At 60.5% G+C, this 17,515-nt stretch carries 15 protein-coding genes; 6 read left to right on the top strand and 9 right to left on the bottom strand.

The window, feature by feature from the left end:
• Positions 1 to 54: 54 nt before the first annotated feature.
• From UW3_RS0107170 to UW3_RS0107150, 5 genes are all read right to left on the bottom strand, one after another.
• Complete coding sequence (locus UW3_RS0107170) at positions 55 to 771, bottom strand: ABC transporter ATP-binding protein (protein ID WP_010221628.1); 717 nt, start codon at positions 769 to 771, stop codon at positions 55 to 57.
• A complete protein-coding gene (locus tag UW3_RS0107165) occupies positions 768 to 1,643 on the bottom strand; it encodes an ABC transporter ATP-binding protein (RefSeq protein ID WP_010221627.1) in 876 nt (291 codons plus the stop codon). The genes UW3_RS0107170 and UW3_RS0107165 overlap by 4 nt, the downstream gene beginning before the upstream one ends.
• Positions 1,640 to 2,923: a high-affinity branched-chain amino acid ABC transporter permease LivM gene (gene livM / locus UW3_RS0107160; protein ID WP_010221626.1), complete on the bottom strand. Its 1,284-nt coding sequence runs from the start codon at positions 2,921 to 2,923 to the stop codon at positions 1,640 to 1,642. Before livM ends, UW3_RS0107165 begins: the two co-directional genes overlap by 4 nt.
• Before the next feature lie 2 nt (positions 2,924 to 2,925).
• The gene (locus tag UW3_RS0107155; protein WP_010221625.1) at positions 2,926 to 3,840 is read right to left on the bottom strand and encodes an ABC transporter permease subunit; all 915 of its coding nucleotides are present in this window, start codon (positions 3,838 to 3,840) and stop codon (positions 2,926 to 2,928) included.
• A gap of 160 nt (positions 3,841 to 4,000) precedes the next feature.
• Positions 4,001 to 5,137, bottom strand: coding sequence for a branched-chain amino acid ABC transporter substrate-binding protein (locus UW3_RS0107150; RefSeq protein ID WP_010221624.1), 1,137 nt, complete (start codon positions 5,135 to 5,137; stop codon positions 4,001 to 4,003).
• 471 nt (positions 5,138 to 5,608) lie between these two features.
• Here UW3_RS0107150 and pncB point away from each other — a divergent pair, with 471 nt between their 5' ends.
• Positions 5,609 to 6,811 (top strand): nicotinate phosphoribosyltransferase, encoded by a 1,203-nt coding sequence (gene pncB / locus UW3_RS0107145; RefSeq protein ID WP_010221623.1) that lies wholly within the window; start codon positions 5,609 to 5,611, stop codon positions 6,809 to 6,811.
• Positions 6,812 to 6,814: 3 nt separating this feature from the next.
• Entirely contained in the window at positions 6,815 to 7,642 is an 828-nt protein-coding gene (gene nadE / locus UW3_RS0107140; protein ID WP_010221622.1) for an ammonia-dependent NAD(+) synthetase, read from the top strand.
• Positions 7,643 to 7,737: 95 nt separating this feature from the next.
• Here the strand turns inward: nadE and azu are convergent, their stop codons facing one another.
• Entirely contained in the window at positions 7,738 to 8,184 is a 447-nt protein-coding gene (gene azu / locus UW3_RS0107135) for an azurin (RefSeq protein WP_010221621.1), read from the bottom strand.
• A gap of 354 nt (positions 8,185 to 8,538) precedes the next feature.
• On the opposite strand from azu, the gene UW3_RS0107125 reads away from it, so the two are divergent.
• Positions 8,539 to 9,126: an LOG family protein gene (locus UW3_RS0107125; protein WP_010221620.1), complete on the top strand. Its 588-nt coding sequence runs from the start codon at positions 8,539 to 8,541 to the stop codon at positions 9,124 to 9,126.
• A gap of 90 nt (positions 9,127 to 9,216) precedes the next feature.
• On the opposite strand, the gene UW3_RS0107120 is transcribed toward UW3_RS0107125, so the two are convergent.
• Together UW3_RS0107120 and UW3_RS0107115 are read right to left on the bottom strand one after the other, a co-directional pair.
• Positions 9,217 to 10,122 carry a transglutaminase family protein gene (locus UW3_RS0107120; RefSeq protein ID WP_010221619.1) on the bottom strand — a complete coding sequence of 302 codons (906 nt, stop codon included), beginning with the start codon at positions 10,120 to 10,122 and terminating at the stop codon, positions 9,217 to 9,219.
• Positions 10,122 to 12,605, bottom strand: a complete 2,484-nt coding sequence (locus UW3_RS0107115) for a circularly permuted type 2 ATP-grasp protein (RefSeq protein ID WP_026001221.1) — start codon at positions 12,603 to 12,605, stop codon at positions 10,122 to 10,124. Before UW3_RS0107115 ends, UW3_RS0107120 begins: the two co-directional genes overlap by 1 nt.
• Before the next feature lie 149 nt (positions 12,606 to 12,754).
• Here UW3_RS0107115 and UW3_RS0107110 point away from each other — a divergent pair, with 149 nt between their 5' ends.
• From UW3_RS0107110 to UW3_RS0107100, 3 genes are read left to right on the top strand one after another with little or no spacing between them, the layout of a single operon-like run.
• On the top strand, positions 12,755 to 13,693 hold the full coding sequence (locus UW3_RS0107110; protein ID WP_010221614.1) for a glycosyltransferase family 2 protein: 939 nt from the start codon (positions 12,755 to 12,757) through the stop codon (positions 13,691 to 13,693).
• Between the two features lie 34 nt (positions 13,694 to 13,727).
• Complete coding sequence (locus UW3_RS0107105) at positions 13,728 to 14,132, top strand: GtrA family protein (protein WP_050989996.1); 405 nt, start codon at positions 13,728 to 13,730, stop codon at positions 14,130 to 14,132.
• The gene (locus UW3_RS0107100; protein ID WP_010221612.1) at positions 14,129 to 15,613 is read left to right on the top strand and encodes a hypothetical protein; all 1,485 of its coding nucleotides are present in this window, start codon (positions 14,129 to 14,131) and stop codon (positions 15,611 to 15,613) included. Before UW3_RS0107105 ends, UW3_RS0107100 begins: the two co-directional genes overlap by 4 nt.
• Positions 15,614 to 15,658: 45 nt before the next feature.
• On the opposite strand, the gene UW3_RS26615 is transcribed toward UW3_RS0107100, so the two are convergent.
• A partial coding sequence (locus UW3_RS26615) for a YgiQ family radical SAM protein (protein ID WP_010221611.1) occupies positions 15,659 to 17,515 on the bottom strand: 1,857 nt, incomplete at its 5' end.

The following is a 17,515-nucleotide window of genomic DNA, read 5'->3' as shown; positions in this document are numbered from 1 at the left end:
ACTGTGGACAAAAAAAGACGCCCCGTCAGGCGGGGCGCTTTTTCCAGCTACAGATCAGTGCCCGCCCAGATAAGCGTTACGCACCTCCTCGTTGACCAACAGCTCCTGGCCAGTGCCAGTCATGCGGATATGGCCGTTGACCATCACATACGCGCGGTCCGAGAGCTTCAGCGCATGGTTGGCGTTCTGCTCCACCAGGAAGATGGTCATGCCGGTCTGCGCCAGCTCGCGCAAGGTGGCGAAGATCTGCTTGACCACGATCGGCGCCAGGCCCAGCGACGGCTCATCGAGCAGCAGCAACTTGGGACGGCTCATCAGCGCCCGGGCGATGGCGAGCATTTGCTGCTCGCCGCCGGACATGGTCATGGCGCGCTGGTTGCGCCGCTCCTTGAGCCGTGGGAACAGCTCGAACATGCGCTGCATGTCCTCGCTGGCGAACGTGTCGCCAATGGGGATGGTGCCCATCATCAGGTTCTCTTCCACCGACATGTCGGGGAAAACCCGCCGGCCTTCCGGCGACTGGGCGATGCCGTTGGAGGCGATATAGTGCGAAGACTTGTGGGTAATGTCGGTGCCACGGTAGACGATCTGCCCGGCCGCCGCCCGCGGCTGGCCAAAGATCGACATCAGCAGGGTCGACTTGCCGGCACCGTTGGAGCCGATCAGGCTCACCGTTTCACCTTCATCGATGTGCAGCGAGACTTTTTTCAGGGCCTGGATCGGCCCGTAAAACACGTCGATCTCTTTCAGTTCGAGGATCGCTGTACTCATACCAGTTCCTCTTCATCGGCGCCCAGGTAAGCGGCAATCACCGTCGGGTTGTGACGGATGTCCTGTGGCGCGCCTTCGGCGATCAGTTTGCCGTGGTCGAGCACCACGATATGGTCGGAAATACTCATGACCATGCCCATGTCGTGCTCGATCAGCACCACGGTCAGGTCATGCTCGTCGCGCAGTACACGGATCATCTTGCTCAGCGCTTCGGTTTCCTGCGGGTTGAGGCCGGCGGCCGGTTCGTCCAGGCAAATGATTTGCGGGCGCGTGCACATGGCCCGGGCAATCTCCAGGCGACGTTGCTGCCCGTACGACAGCTCACCGGCCAGGCGGTTGGCACAGTCGACCAGGTCGACCACTTCCAGCCAGTAGAAGGCATGGTCCAGGGCATCGCTTTCGGCCTTGCGGTAGCCCTTGGTGTTGAGCACGCCAGCCAACAGGTTGCGGTTGACCCACATGTGCTGGGCTACCAGCAGGTTCTCGACCACCGACATTTCCCGAAACAGGCGAATATTCTGGAAAGTCCGCGCCAGGCCCGCGCGGTTGACCAGGTGGGTGCCGCCGAACATCTTGTAGTGCAGGCGGTTGATGAAGCGCTTGGGCGAGACGAAATCGCCCAGCCGGAAGCGCTCGCCCAACAGCTGGATCACGTTGGTGCGGGTGCCGCGCAGGTTCAGTTCGATGTTGCCGCCACTGGCTTTGTAGAAGCCGGTCAGGCAGTTGAACACCGTAGTCTTACCCGCACCGTTGGGGCCGATCAGGGCGAAGATGGAGTTGCGCTTGACCTTCAGGCTGACGTCACTGAGCGCCTTGATCCCGCCAAACTGCATCATCAGGTTGTCGACCGAGAGAATCACCTCATCGCTCATGGCGCTACTCCTTTACGCGGGACTACACCGGTACGGCTGATGCGAATCAGGCCGCGCGGTCTCCAGATCATCATCAGCACCATCAGCACGCCGAACAGCAGCACCCGGTACTCGGAGAAACTGCGCAGCAGCTCGGGCGCCACGGTCAGCACGAACGCCGCGATCACCACACCGACCGTCGAGCCCATGCCGCCGAGCACAACGATGGCGAGGATCAGCGCCGACTCGAAGAAGGTGAACGACGACGGGTTGACGAAGCCCTGGTAGCTGGCAAAAAACACCCCGGCAAGGCCGGCGGTGGAGGCGCCGAGAGTGAAGGCCGAGAGTTTCACCAGCACATGGTTCAAGCCCATGGAACGGCAAGCGATCTCGTCTTCGCGCAGCGCTTCCCAGGCGCGACCGACCGGCATGCGGGTCAAACGGTGCTTGATGTACAGCACCGCCAGCACCACCAGGAACAGCACGATGTAAATGAACAGGAATTTCAGGTTGGGGTTGTAATCAACGCCGAAGAACTCGTGGAACGGCACCCCGCCGTCCTTGGCCCGCCGGCCAAACTCCAGGCCCATGAAGGTTGGCGAAGGCACCGGCATGCCGTTGGGACCACCGGTGAACGACAGCCAGTTGTTGAGCACCAGACGGATGATTTCACCAAAGCCCAGCGTCACGATGGCCAGGTAGTCACCATGCATCCTCAGCACCGGGAAGCCCAATATGCACCCGGCCAGCGCCGCGGCCAGCGCCGCCAGCGGCAACACGGTCCAGAAGCCCAGCCCCAGGTACTGGTAACCCAGCGCCAGGCCATAGGCGCCGATGGCATAGAAGGCCACGTAGCCCAGGTCGAGCAGCCCCGCCAGACCGACCACGATGTTCAGGCCCAGGCCCAGCAGCACGTAGATCAGGCCGAGGATGACCACGGTGAGCAAGTACTTGTTGGCGAAGAACGGAAAGACGATGGCAATCACGATCAGTGCCGGGATGATCCAGCGCAGCCGCGACTTGTAGTCCGGCGCCAGCACGTGCACGCCGGAACCACTGCCCTCGAAGCCCTGGAGGATCGACTGGCCCTTGGGCGTCTGCAGGAACAGGCTGAGGATAAAGCGCCCGGCCATCACCCCGGCCACCAGCCAGGCAACACGGGTGGGTTCCAGGTTGAAACTGTAGCCGTCGAGCACCACGCCGACGATGGGCCCGAACACGATCAGGGAAATCAGCCCGGCGAGAATCGCATCGATCAGGCTGCGCTTGATATCGAATGTAGTTGTTTTGGCAGCAGACATACTTACACCTTCGCCACGAGTGGGCGACCCAGCAGGCCTTGGGGACGGAAGATCAGGATCAGCACCAGCAGCGAGAAACTGAACACGTCTTTGTAGTCGGAGTTGATCAGCCCGGAGAACAGCGACTCGGAAATACCGAGGATGATCCCGCCGAGCATGGCGCCCGGTAACGAGCCGATGCCACCGAGCACCGCGGCGGTGAAGGCCTTGATGCCGATGATGAAGCCGGCATAGAAGTCGAAGGTGCCGTAGTTCATGGTGATCAGTACGCCGGCCAGGGCCGCCATTACCGCACCGATGACGAACACATAGGAGATCACCCGGTCGGTGTTGATACCCAGGATCGAGGCCATCTTGCGATCCTGCTGGGTGGCCCGGCACATGCGCCCAAGCTTGGTGAACTTGATGATGTAGGTGAGTGCGGCCATGCCGACGAAGGCAGCCACCAGGATGAAGATCTTGGTGTAGGTCAGTTGGACGAAACCGGTGCCCACCTCGACGCGCCAGGCGCCTTCGAGCAGGGTCGGTACGCCTTGCTGGCGTGCGCCCTGGCTGATCTGCGCGTAGTTCTGCAGGATCAGCGAGATACCGATGGCACTGATCAGCGGTGCCAGGCGGGTGGAGTTGCGCAGGGGTTTGTAGGCAATGCGTTCGATGGTCCAGCCGTAGACTCCAGTGACCACCACCGTGAAGATCAGCGTCCCGAGCATCAGCAAGGGGAAGGATTCGATACCGAAATACGCCAGCAATGCCAGGCTGATTGCCGCCAGATACGCGGAAATCATATACACCTCGCCGTGCGCGAAGTTGATCATGCCGATGATGCCATAGACCATTGTGTAGCCGATGGCGATCAGGCCATAGACAGACCCGAGGGTCAGCCCATTGACCAGTTGCTGCAGGAAAATACCATCCATAACGCAATCTCACGTATTTGAGATTGCACAAGCGCCGACTACGGTGAGCCCTGGATGAAGCGGCTCTCGCAGCGCAGGGTTGTGCAGATCTACGAGAAAAGACAGGTACGGCGCAAAACCGGGCAGCGACCCGGGCACAGGCCCGGGTCGCCTACCGTTGTTATTTTTGTTTTTCCAGTTGGTGATACTTGCCGTCCTTGTCCCACTGGTAGACCACGTAGTCGGAGACCGTCAGGTCACCCTTGCTGTCCCACTTCTTCTCACCCATCACGGTTTGCACCGGGTTGGCCTTGAGCCACTTGGCAGCGTCTTCGCCCTTGTTCGACTTGGCGCCGTTGAAGGCGGCGGCCAGGGCCTGGACCGAGGCGTAGGCATACAGGGTGTAGCCTTCAGGTTCGGTGCCGCCTTTGCGGAACTCTTCAACCACTGCCTTGCTGTCTGGCAGCAGGCGCGGGTCGGCGCCGAAGGTCATGTACACGCCATCGACGTACTGCGGGCCGCCAGCGGTGGCGACCAGTTCGTCGGTGACGATGCCGTCGTCGGACATGAACTTGACGTCTTTCAGACCCGCCTCACGCAGTTGCCGGACCAGTGGGCCGGCTTCCGGGTGCAGGCCACCGAAGTAGACGACGTCGGCACCGGTTCCGCGGATCTTGGTGACCACGGCGCTGAAGTCCTTCTCGCCACGGGTCAGGCCTTCATACAGCACTGGTGTCACGCCGCGTTTGACCAGTTGAGCCTTGGTCGCATCGGCCAGGCCCTGGCCGTAGGTGTCCTTGTCGTGCAGGACCACGACCTTCTTGCCCTTGAGCACATCGACGATGTAGTCGCCGGCGACGATGCCCTGCTGGTCATCACGCCCGCACATGCGGAACATGCCAGTCAGGCCGCGTTCGGTAACTTGCGGGTTGGTCGAACCCGGGGTGATGGCGATGACACCGGCTTCGTCGTACACCTCCGAAGCGGGGATGGTATTGGACGAGCAGAAGTGCCCGACCACACCGACGACCTTTTCCTGATCAACCAGGCGGTTGGCCACGGCCACGGCCTGCTTCGGCTCGCAGGCATCGTCACCCTTGACCAGCTGAATCTTCTCGCCGTTGACACCGCCTGCGGCGTTGATCTTGTCGGCCGCCGCCTGTGCACCTTTCATGTACTGCTCGCCAAACGCTGCGTTGGCACCGGTCATCGGGCCTGCTACGCCGATCTTGATGTCGGCCTGAACATACGAAGAAACGCCCAGCGCCGTAGCCACGGCAAGGGCCAGAAAGCCTTTCTTGTAAAACGTCTGCGACATGAGGTGGTGCTCCTGGAGTTTTTTTTGGTTGGCACTACAACTTTCAGCAATTGCTCTGAGCAAGCGCCGTGCCAGTGGTTTTTTATTCTGGAAAAACTCGTGAACAAGTTGCAGTGCAAGGATTCGCGGCCTTTTTTTATTGGTCGTGCAACCGTCTGCCTCACGGCAAGCGCCACCCGTTCCAGCAAAAAAGAGCAACCGCGAAGTGCCATCATTGCAACCCTTGGTTGTGGTTACGTGCAACCGGCCTGTAACAGGATGCGTAACCGAACTGCACATCCGTGGTGCGCGACTGCTACAGCGGGCACCATTACAGGCTAGCCGCTGAGCGCTAAAAGCGCCGCTACCTGTAGCCTGCTACTGAATTACCCCAGGCCTGGCCTGCCCCCGCAGCGATAAAGGCTGGCACAATGCGCAGGTCTGTGCGTCGTCGCGGCTGGTGATGGCGTGCGCCCCCCTTTGGAGCCCTTTATGAGCGAGAGTGCATTTGCCGATCGCATCGTGCAGAACCTGCTCGACACCGATTTCTACAAGCTGACCATGATGCAGGCCGTGCTGCACAACTACCCCAACGTCGACGTTGAATGGGAGTTCCGCTGCCGCAATGGTGAAGACCTGCGCCCTTATCTGGCGCAGATCCGCGAACAGATCGAGCAACTGTGCGAACTGAGCCTGGGTAATGGCCAGTTGGGTTTTCTTGAGCAGATCAGCTTCATGAAGCCGGACTTCTTGCGCTTTCTCGGGCTGTTCCGTTTCAACCTGCGCTACCTGCAACTGGGGGTGGAGAACGATCAGCTGTACCTGCGCCTGCGCGGGCCCTGGCTGCACGTGATCCTGTTTGAAGTGCCTTTGCTTGCGATCATCAGCGAAGTACGCAACCGCCATCGTCATCCGCAGGCAAAGCTCAGCGACGCGCGCGACCAGCTGTACCGCAAGTTCGACTGGCTCAAGGCCAATGCCAGCAGCGACGAGCTGGCCGAGTTGCAGGTCGCCGACTTCGGCACCCGCCGACGCTTCTCCTACAAGGTTCAGGAAGAAGTAGTACGGGTGCTCAAGGAAGATTTCCCGGCGCGCTTTGTCGGCACCAGTAACGTGCACCTGGCACGGAAACTGGATATCAAGCCCTTGGGGACCATGGCCCATGAATGGATCATGGCCCATCAACAACTGGGGCCGCGGCTGATCGACAGCCAGATCGCCGCGCTCGATTGCTGGGTGCGCGAATACCGCGGGCTGCTTGGCATCGCCCTGACCGACTGCATCACCATGGATGCCTTCCTGAGCGATTTCGACCTGTACTTTGCCAAGCTGTTCGACGGCCTGCGCCATGACTCGGGCGACCCGGTGCAGTGGGCGGAAAAGGCCATCGCCCACTACCGCAAGCTGGGGATCGACCCGATGACCAAGACCCTGGTGTTCTCCGACGGCCTGAACCTGACCAAGTCGCTGGAGATCTTCCGTGCCCTGCGCGGGCGGATCAACGTCAGCTTCGGCATCGGCACCAACCTCACCTGCGACCTGCCCGGGGTGGCGCCGATGAGCATCGTGCTTAAAATGACCGACTGTAACGGCCAGCCCGTCGCCAAGATTTCCGATGAGGCGGCCAAGACCCAATGCCGCGACGAAAACTTCGTCGCCTACCTGCGCCACGTCTTCAAAGTGTCCAAGGAGTAATTCATGCAAGCCGTCCAGCGAGAGATTGCGCAAGCGCTCAAGGTCCAGCCGCCGTTTACCGACAGCGCCGCGCTCGACGCCGAAGTCGCCCGGCGCGTGGCGTTCATCAAGACCTGCCTGAGCAACGCACGGCTCAAGACCCTGGTGCTGGGCATCAGCGGCGGCGTCGACTCGTTGACCGCGGCGCTGATGGCGCAACGGGCGATCAACGAACTGCGCCGCGAGACCGGTGACGAGCAGTACCGCTTCATCGCCGTGCGCCTGCCCTACCAACTGCAGCACGACGAGCACGATGCCCAGGCCTGCCTGGAGGTGATCAAGGCAGACGAGGTGCACACCGTCGACATCGCCCCGGCCGTGCGGGCCCTGGCAGCCGAGGTCGAGGCCCTGGAGAACGGCACGCCGGCAATGGTCGACTTTGTCGTCGGCAATACCAAGGCGCGCATGCGCATGGTTGCTCAGTACACCATCGCCGGCGCCCGTCAGGGCCTGGTGATCGGCACCGACCACGCCGCCGAAGCGGTGATGGGCTTCTTTACCAAGTTTGGTGATGGTTCCTGCGACCTGGCACCGCTCAGCGGCCTGGTGAAGAACCAGGTACGGGCCATCGCGCGCAGCTTTGGCGCGCCGCACTCATTGGTGGAAAAGGTCCCGACGGCGGACCTGGAAGACCTGGCGCCCGGCAAGCCGGACGAAGCATCCCATGGGGTGACCTATGCGCAGATCGATGCGTTCCTGCATGGCGAGCCGGTGAGCCAGGAAGCCTTCGATATCATCAGCGCCACGTACCGCAAGACCCAGCACAAGCGCGAGATGCCGTTCGCGCCTTGAGGCGCTGATTGAATCGCCGGCAACGCCGGCTCCCACAGTAATCGGTGTGGGAGCCGGCGTTGCCGGCGATGGGCTGCAAAGCAGCCCCAGGGCAATTACTTCAGGGTAACAGTGCCTTTCATCATCGAGATGTGGCCAGGGAACGAGCAGAAGAAGCCGTACTTCTCGTCTGCCTTGAGCTTGGACACGTCGATGGTCAGCGAATCCTTCTCGCCAGCGCCAATGATCTTGGTATGGGCGATCACGCGCGCGTCGCCTTCTTTCAGGTAGCTCTTGTCGATGCCAGCCGCCAGGCCGTCGGTGGCGATTGGCTGCATGTCAGCTTCTTTGCTGATCACCAGGTTGTGGCCCATGACGTTCTTCGGCAACGAACCGGAGTGGGTCAGCTCGACGGTGAAGGTCTTGCAGCTCTTGTCGATTTCGATGGCCTTGGTGTTGAAGGACATCTGGTCGGTGGAGTCGATCGTCGCCTTGCACTCAGCGGCAAATACCTGAGTGCTGGCGAGGGTCAGCAAGGATACTGCTACAACTTTGGCAAACATCGTGAATCTCCATGGCAGGGGTTTTTATCAGTTTGAAGACTGCCTGAAACCGCAAGACCGGCCCATGATGTGGGTCAAGCGCTGGCCGAAGAGCCAGGCAGTGAATTTGTTCTATGGATTGTATACAGGAAATCTAAGTGCCCATCATGCACCTTTGAGGGAGGATGAGACAACCTCTCATTTAGGAGTAAATGATCATGTCCTTTGGTACTTTCCTGAACAGCCTTCTGGCCGCCTACGCCTGCGGCGCTGCAGGCGCCTCCTGCGAGTTTGCCCGGCCGGAGTGAACACTGCGGGCTTGGAAGCGAGCGGCCAGCGCCTTACTCTGTGCACGCTTGTAACCGGAGAGAAGCAATGCCCGTACGTTCCGTTTGTGTGTTCTGTGGCGCCAGCACCGGCGTCAACCCGGCCTACCGCGAGGCGGCCATCGCCCTCGGCCAGGCCATCGCCGAGCGCGGCCTGACCCTGGTCTACGGCGGTGGCGCCGTGGGCTTGATGGGTATCGTTGCCGATGCGGCCATGGCTGCGGGCGGCGAGGTGATCGGCATCATCCCCGAAGCGCTGAAAAACGCCGAGATCGGCCACACCGGCCTGACCCGCCTGGAAGTGGTCGACGGCATGCACGCGCGCAAGGCACGCATGGCTGAACTGAGCGACGCCTTCGTCGCCCTCCCGGGCGGCCTGGGAACCCTGGAAGAACTGTTCGAAGTCTGGACCTGGGGCCAATTGGGCTACCACGCCAAGCCGCTGGGCCTGCTCGACGTCAACGGCTTCTACAGCAAGCTGGGCAGCTTTCTCGACCATGTGGTGGAAGAGGGCTTCGTACGCCCGCAACACCGCGCCATGCTGCAACTGGCCGACTCGCCCGCCGAGCTGCTCGACGCCATGGACAGCTTCGAAGCCCCGGTCCTGCCCAAGTGGGTCGACAAAAAGCCTGACTGACTGTGGGAGCGGGCTTGACCCGCGATCGAGCGCGTAGCGGTCGCAATCCAGGCAACACCTGATGGGCCTTATCGCGGGTCAAGCCCGCTCCTACAAGGCAGCGGCTTCATCCAGCGGCATCACCGTGACCTGCACCTGCGGGTCATGGCTGCCGCCACCGAGGATCACCCCGCGCAACGGCGACACATCGGAAAAGTCCCGGCCCCAGGCCAGGGTGATGTGCTCCAGCGCCGGGCGCAGGTTGTTGGTGGGGTCGAAATCGATCCAGCCCTGCCCCGGGCAAAACACCGAAACCCACGCATGCGAGGCATCGGCACCAATCAGCCGTGGCTGGCCGGGTGGCGGACGGGTCAGCAGGTAGCCGCTGACATAGCGCGCCGCCAGCCCACGCGAACGCAGACAGGCGAGCATCAGGTGGGCAAAGTCCTGGCACACCCCACGACGGCGCTCCAGCACCTCCACCAGCGGCGTGGCGACCTGGGTAGCGTCGGCGTCGAAGGTGAACTCAGTAAAAATCTTCTCCATCAGCGCCTGCACGCCCGCCAGCAATGCCTGCCCGGGTTGAAAACAGGACTCGCTGAAGGCAACGAAGCGCTGCTTGAGCCGCACATAAGGTGACTCGAAGCGGTAGCGACAGGCTTCCAGAGCCGCGCTCGAAAGCGGCTGATTGGCATAGGTCAGGGCATCGCGTACCTGCTCCCACGCGGGCGCCGCGGCAAAGTCCGGCGCGGCCCGCTCCAGCACTTCGATTTGCAAACGCGCCACCACCCGCAACTGCTCATGCTGGCGCTCGAATGCCAGGCGGGTCAGCGGGTTGCCGAACACATCCCAGTCATCACGGCGCTGGGTCGGCTGCGGGCTGACCTGCAGGGCCTGGGCCGTACAGCGTTGCCAGGCACAAGGCCGCGGCCACAGGTGCGCCAGCTGCTGGGCCAGGGACACCGGGCTGTCGTAGCGGTAGTGGGTGTCGTGAACGATCTGGTAGCGGGCACTCATCACAGCGACACCGTCTGTTGGCTGACATCATCGACATGAGCGAAATGGCGTAGGGCCAGGCGCTCGGAGAGCTCGCCACTGGCGATGGCGACCGCTTGCAGCAGATCAGCCAGCCCGGCCAACACCGCCTGCACGCTGGCGTTGCCGAACAGTGGATGCTCCAGGCTACGCAGGTCGAAGTGGCGCAATTGCTCAGCCAGCAGGGCCAGGGCCGGATCGCGAGGGCTGTCGAACTCTTCGCTCAAGCGCTGGTTGGCACGCACCAGCAGCTTGAGCTGGAACAGCACCGCGTGGGGGTTTTGTTCATCGAGCAACAACAGATCGAGCACCGGGATCAGTTGCGCAACGGCCAGATAACGCGAGCGATAAGTGATGCTGCTGTTGCCCAGCTCCAGCAACCATTCAAGCCCGGCTTGATCGTACACCGCCGGCCCGCGCAGAAACGCCGCCAGGCTACTGCACAGCGATTGCAGACGCTCGATGCGCCGGCCAAGCATCAAAAAGCGCCAGCCCTCGTCGCGGGTCATATCGTCCAGGGCAAACCCCGAGAGCGCCGCCAGCGACATCACCAGGCGGTTGAGAACATCCACCCGTTCGCCGAAATCCGCCTCGCCATCCTCCAGGCATTGCGCCTCCCGCTGCAGCTCGACCAGCGCCTGCCAGTTCTCCCGTGAGAGCTTGCCGCGCACCTGCGACGCCGCCCACTGCAGGCGCAGCAGGTTGGCGCGCAGGCTGAACGCCCAGTCCGCATCATCCAGCGCCGCGCGCAAGCGCCCGGGCAAGTCGCCCTCCTCCGGCAGCAGCGACAACTCATCGGCCAGCTCCACCGCTGCTTGCAAGGCCAGCGGATCGTCGCCGTCCAGGTAACGGGTTAGGATGATCCGCAGCAAACGCGCACTGGCATCGCAACGCTCGCAGTAGCGTCCGAACCAGAACAGGTTCTCTACCACGCGCGATGGCAGGTAAGGGTCCTGACGGATCAATTCGGCCACACCGATAGTGCGCTGGGCCCGCCACTGTTCACCCTGTGGTGCCGCCTCGCCAAGTACCCAAGTGTCCTTGGTCAGACCACCGTGCTGGCAGGAAACACCCCGTTGATCTGCAAGCGCAGCGACCCTGGTCAAACCGCCGGGCATCACCCGATAACCCTCTGTCGTCGCAACAGCATACATACGCATGCTGATCGGCCGCGCTCGCAATTCCCCTGATCCAGACTGCCATACAGGAGCCTGGGACTGAGGCGGCAAGGATTGTGCGACATAAGCGTAAGGACTTGCCGATATCCGCCGAGCCAACGCTTGTAGGGCAGTGGCATCCAGGCTACTACCGCATACTGGCACGAAGTGTTGGGACGGAAATGCTGAAACGATACGATGCTGCGCCAGGTTTGCCAGCACCCTTTCTCGAACCACCACGTCCCCACACCAGGCACTCGATACCGAAGGTAAGAGCAATTGTTCGCCATACAACTGTTGGTTGATCGAGGGTAGGTAACTCATCAGTCCTGGTGACTCCAACACACCGCTACCCAACCCGTTTGTGATCAGAACACGCCCGCGTCGTACGGCGTCAACCAACCCTGGAACGCCTAACAGCGAGTCTGTGGACAATTCCAATGGATCACATAGATGCGCATCGAGCAGCCGCATGATCGAGTGCACGCGCTGCAGTCCACTCAGGGTTTTCAGGTAAACAGTGGCATCGCGCACCGTCAGCTCACTTCCCTCAACCAGCGGATAGCCCAACTGGCGTGCAAGGAAGACATGCTCAAAGTAACTGTCGCTACATCGCCCGGGCGTCAACAACACGACCAATGGCGTCGCCGCCGTAGGCGCGAGGCGAATTAGCATTTGCTGCAAATCGTTGAAGAAGCTCGCCAGATGCTGCACCCGCAGCTCACGATACAGTTCGGGCATGACACGAGAGAGAATAGTGCGGTTCTCGAGCGCAAACCCTGCACCCGAAGGCGCCTCGGTGCGGTCGGCAATCACGTGCCATTGGCCATCGGCGCTACGAACCAGATCGGCGGCATAGACATGCAGGGAAATACCACCCGGCGGTTCGATCCCGCAACAAGGCCATAGGAAACCGTTGTGCCCGAAAATCAGCTCATGCGGCAGCAGCCCGCTGGCAATCAACTGCTGCGCCCCGTATACATCAGCGAGCATAGAATTGAGCAATGTCGCTCGTTGTGCCACTCCAGCAGCCAAGGCCTGCCACTCGCCCGAAGGTATCAGGTTTGGCAGCAGATCAATTTCCCAGCGGCGACTGGCGTCATCCGAACCGGCATGTACATCGTAGATCATGCCATTTTCCTGGACTTGCCGGGAGATTAGCGCTTGATGCGGTGCAAATTGTTCGCTGGCATTGCGCGGCAAACGATCCAGCAGCAGTTGCCAATGTGGTCGAGGTATACGCCCGGTGTCGAGCATCTCGTCAAAAACGCCTGCAACAGGCAAGTAGCTGGCAAGTGGACCAGGCATCGAGTGTGCCCCATTCTGACGACGCCGCTCAGATTAACGCAGAGTTGCGCCTACGGTATATACGGAAACCTCTGGCGTGCACATCGCGTGGTGATTAATGATTTAATAGCCAATTTCTCGCCTGCCTCGATGCACAAGGAACCCTCACTTTGCTGACGCTAGTGATTCCCGTATACCGGAATGAAGCATCGATTAGCGACTTGCTCGACGCTGTGCGCGCTCTCGATGAACAATTCCAGAGTGGTTTGGAGGCTGTATTCGTGGTTGATGGTAGCCCCGACCGCAGCTATGAACTGCTACGCGAGGGCTTGGCCCGGGAAAGTTTCAACTCGCAATTAGTGCTGCTGTCACGCAACTTTGGCTCGTTCATGGCCATTCGTACAGGCTTGCAGCTTGGCAACGGCCAGCGCTTTGCGGTAATGGCCGCAGACCTTCAGGAGCCTCCAGAGCTGATCCTGGAGATGGATCACGTGCTTTGCACAGCCCCGGTCGACGTAGTGGTGGGGGTTAGGGAAAGCCGCGAGGACCCGCTGTTGACTCGCTTGGCGTCACACACGTTCTGGAGCTTGTACCGTCGATATGTAGTCCCGGACATCCCGCCAGGAGGCGTTGACATGTTCGCGTGCAACCGAGTGTTTCGTGACACCCTACTGACACTTGAAGAGCGCCATAGCTCACTGATCGCTCAGATTTTCTGGTTGGGCTTCCGTCGCCAGGTGGTTACCTACAAGCGTCGGCAACGCCAGACAGGCAAATCAGCTTGGACGCTTCGCAAAAAGCTCAATTACATGATGGATAGTGTGTTCTCCTTCACTGATCTACCCATTCGTCTATTGGTCCGTGCCGGCGCGTTGGGCTCATTGGCGGCAGGGCTCGTCGGGGCACTGGTATTGGTAGCCAAGCTCCATGGTGCGATTGCTGTCCCGGGCTATGCCATGACCATCCTCATGATCACCTTCCTCGGCTGCTTGAATTTGCTTGGGCTGGGTATTGTTGGCTCTTACGCCTGGCGAACCTACGAAAACACCAAAAACCGGCCTCTGGCTATCCCACTTCGGGTCGAGACTTTCGGAGCCAGGTCAGCTTGATTCAAATTTTTCTTTTCCTCCCCCAAGGTCATCAATGCACCCGTTGTTAACACGCCTGGCAAATTCGTCGGCACTCAGGTTCCTGCTGTCTGGCGGTTTCAATACAGCCTGCACCTATGCCGTGTATCTCTTACTGTTAGTGATATTTCCCTATCAACTGAGCTACACCATCGCGTTCGCGAGTGGCATTGCACTGGCGTACGTACTAAACCGCGGTTTTGTATTCCGTAGTCATCGTGGATTGCACTCGGTGCTGCTGCTGCCTTTGACTTACCTGGGGCAGTATGCAATCGGCCTGTGCGTGCTCTGGTTATGGATCAATATCTTGGACTGGCCTGAAGAAAGCGCACCATTGGCAGCAATTCTGGTCACCCTGCCATTGAATTATCTGTTTTCGCGCTTCGCATTCATGAAGCGCCCACAAAAGACTAAACAATGATCCGCACCCCCAACACCACCCCCTGGTGGCAGCGTAGTTTTCCCGCCAGCCTCACCATTGGTATCTTCAGTGCGGTAGTGCTTTACAGCCTGTACAAACTTATCGGTACGATTCCCGTTGAAGGCGGTGCCGGCTGGGATGGACGTATTTACCTGCACTACATCGAGTTACTTGGCCGTGGTGAGCCGATTTCTGCCGATCCGTACCGAAGCATTCGTATGTCAGGCTTCGTCCCACTGATCGGAGCTTCGGCCCTGGGCGCATCGCCCAGCCAACTGATCGAGATCCAGGCACTGCAGAACATAGCGTTCATGGCAATTGCAGCAGCCCTGTTTCATGACGTCTTGCGCCAGTTGGGCGTTCTCCCGCGTACCGCGTTATTGACTTCGGCACTGACATTGATGAGCTGGCCTTTTATGGTCATGCCTTACTTCTATCCAGTACTCAGCGACAACATCGCCCTCGCCCTCACCTGTCTTTGCCTGTGGTGCTGGGCTCGCGCATGGCAACTTGCGCTCTATCTACTGCTCGCTTACTTCGTGTGGTTGATGCCAGGCCTGTTTCTGGTGGCACTGGTGTTGGCAGTCATGCCTCGCCAGGTCACTCAATTGGGCAGCCCAGCGCTGCGGCGCAGATCACAATTGCTGGCGTTCGGAGTAGCGATGCTGGCCGTTGTTCCCTTGCTGCTGAGCCAGATAGCGGATGTAACCGACACCGAGCTTGCTAGCCACGCCACGCACCTTGATGGACAAACGTCGTTGATGGCGCTACGCAAACTGTCCGAAGTCAGCCTCATGGCAAGCCTCACCTTCGCACTTTGGCTAGGTGCCCGCGCGGTATGCGACCCCTCTCTATGGCAAGCCCTTCGTCCTCGTGCAGTCTTGCCAGCACTGTTGGCCTTCTCGACAAGCGCGCTGGCGATGTATTACCTGATTGACTGGAACAGCGGATTCAAAGGTCCACCGCTGCTGCACTTCATGGTACTGCAAAGCCTGGCAGCACCGTTCAAACCCCTGGTAGCACACTTTCTAAGCTTTGGACCGATAATCATTCTGGCGATAGCGTCTTGTATCGCATGGGCGTGTGGGCGCTCACCGAATACGCCAAAAGCTCTACTGGCCTGCATGCTGGCTTTTCTACCGCTGTTGATGATTGGTTCGGAAAGCCGTCAGTGGCTTGGCATACTACCAATTGCAGGTGCACTCGTGGCAGTCAGCGGTTTCTCGACGCTTCAACGGGTGATCAGCATTGTTTTCGCCGTAGTACTAATCTTGCCAATGTTCTGGTTGAAAGCTGCCACACATACAGCAGCAAGTGAGCAATTGAGCTATCAGAGCACGCCTTGGCAGTTCTACTTTGGCAGGCAGGGTCCCTGGATGTCGGTACAAGTCTACGAGACTGGCGTGCTGCTACTAGGCCTGTACATCTTGCTCATGATCGGGGCCTACCTGTACGACAAGCACCGCAAAACCAGCCTGTAACACCCCGTAAAAGTCGCCCCTGCTACAAATTTACGGGGTTTTGCATCAGCGCGGCAGAACCGGCTGGCGGGCGGGCTTCTTCTTGCCCTTGCCGCCCTTGGCGGCATCCTTGCGCGCCTTGGCCGCTTCCTGGTTGCGGGCAAACGCCGCAGCCTTGGCCTGTTCGCGCTTGTCCCAAGGCTTGGAACCGTCACTGGCACGCGGCGGCAAGCCGTTGTGCTGGGTGAGGATCTTCTGTTCCTTGGCCACCTTGTGGCTGCCGGCCGGGGTCGAGTTCTTGCGCCGGGCACTCTGGTAGCTGTCGGTCGCCGGCTGGTGCAGCGGGATCAACTGGTGCTTGCCCGGGCCGATCAGGTCGGCACGGCCCATGCGTTCCAGGGCTTCACGCAGCATCGGCCAGCCCTTCGGGTCGTGATAGCGCAGGAACGCCTTGTGCAGGCGGCGCTGCTGCTCGCTCTTGACGATGGTCACCGGGTCGCTCTTGTAGGTGACCTTGCGCAGCGGGTTCTTGCCCGAGTGATACATGGCCGTGGCCGACGCCATTGGCGACGGGTAGAACGCCTGCACCTGGTCGGCACGGAAGCCGTTGCCCTTGAGCCACAGGGCCAGGTTCATCATGTCTTCGTCGGTGGTGCCCGGGTGCGCGGCGATGAAGTACGGGATCAGGTACTGCTCCTTGCCCGCCTCTTTCGAGTACTTCTCGAACATGCGCTTGAAGCGGTCGTAGCTACCGATGCCCGGTTTCATCATCTGGTTCAGCGGGCCTTCCTCGGTATGCTCCGGGGCAATCTTCAGGTAGCCGCCGACGTGGTGGGTCACCAGCTCCTTGACGTACTCCGGCGATTCCACCGCCAGGTCGTAACGCAGGCCAGAGGCGATGAGGATCTTCTTCACCCCTGGCAGGTCACGGGCGCTGCGGTACAGCTTGATCAGCGCCGAGTGGTCGGTGTTCAGGTTCGGGCAGATGCCGGGGAACACGCACGATGGCTTGCGGCACGCCGATTCGATCTCGGGGCTCTTGCAGGCGATGCGGTACATGTTCGCGGTCGGGCCACCAAGGTCGGAGATCACCCCGGTAAAACCGGGAACCTTGTCACGGATCTCTTCGATCTCGCGAATGATCGACTCGTGCGAACGGTTCTGGATGATGCGCCCTTCGTGCTCGGTGATCGAGCAGAAGGTGCAGCCGCCGAAGCAGCCGCGCATGATGTTCACCGAGAAACGGATCATGTCGTAGGCAGGGATTTTCTCCTTGCCGTACGCCGGGTGCGGGATGCGCGCATAGGGCATACCGAACACGTAGTCCATTTCTTCGGTGGTCATAGGAATGGGTGGCGGGTTGAACCAGACGTCCACTTCGCCATGCTTCTGCACCAGGGCACGGGCGTTGCCCGGGTTGGTTTCCAGGTGCAACACGCGGTTGGCGTGGGCATAGAGCACTGGGTCGTTGCGAACCTTCTCGAACGACGGCAGACGGATGACCGTCTTGTCGCGGGTCATGCGCGGGCTGGCGAGAATCTGCACCACCTTGGCTTCGTTCGGGTCTTCGACCTCGCCCTTCTCCTGCTCGATGGCGCAGGCCTGGGTGTCCTGGGTGTTGACGTACGGGTTGATGATCTTGTCGACCTTGCCCGGGCGGTCGATACGGGTCGAGTCGACCTCGTACCAGCCTTGCGGGGTATCACGGCGTACGAAGGCAGTGCCGCGAATGTCGGTGATGTTCTCGATCGACTCACCGAACGACAGGCGCTGGGCCACTTCGACGATGGCCCGCTCGGCGTTGCCGTACAGCAGGATGTCGGCGCAGGCGTCGATCAGGATCGAATGACGCACCTTGTCCTGCCAGTAGTCGTAATGCGCAATACGGCGCAGGGAGGCTTCAATGCCACCGAGGACGATCGG

Source organism: Pseudomonas donghuensis, from assembly GCF_000259195.1.
GTDB lineage: Bacteria > Pseudomonadota > Gammaproteobacteria > Pseudomonadales > Pseudomonadaceae > Aquipseudomonas > Aquipseudomonas donghuensis.
The sequence above is the reverse complement of the archived record's forward strand: the minus strand, read 5'-3'. Positions and strand labels throughout refer to the sequence as shown.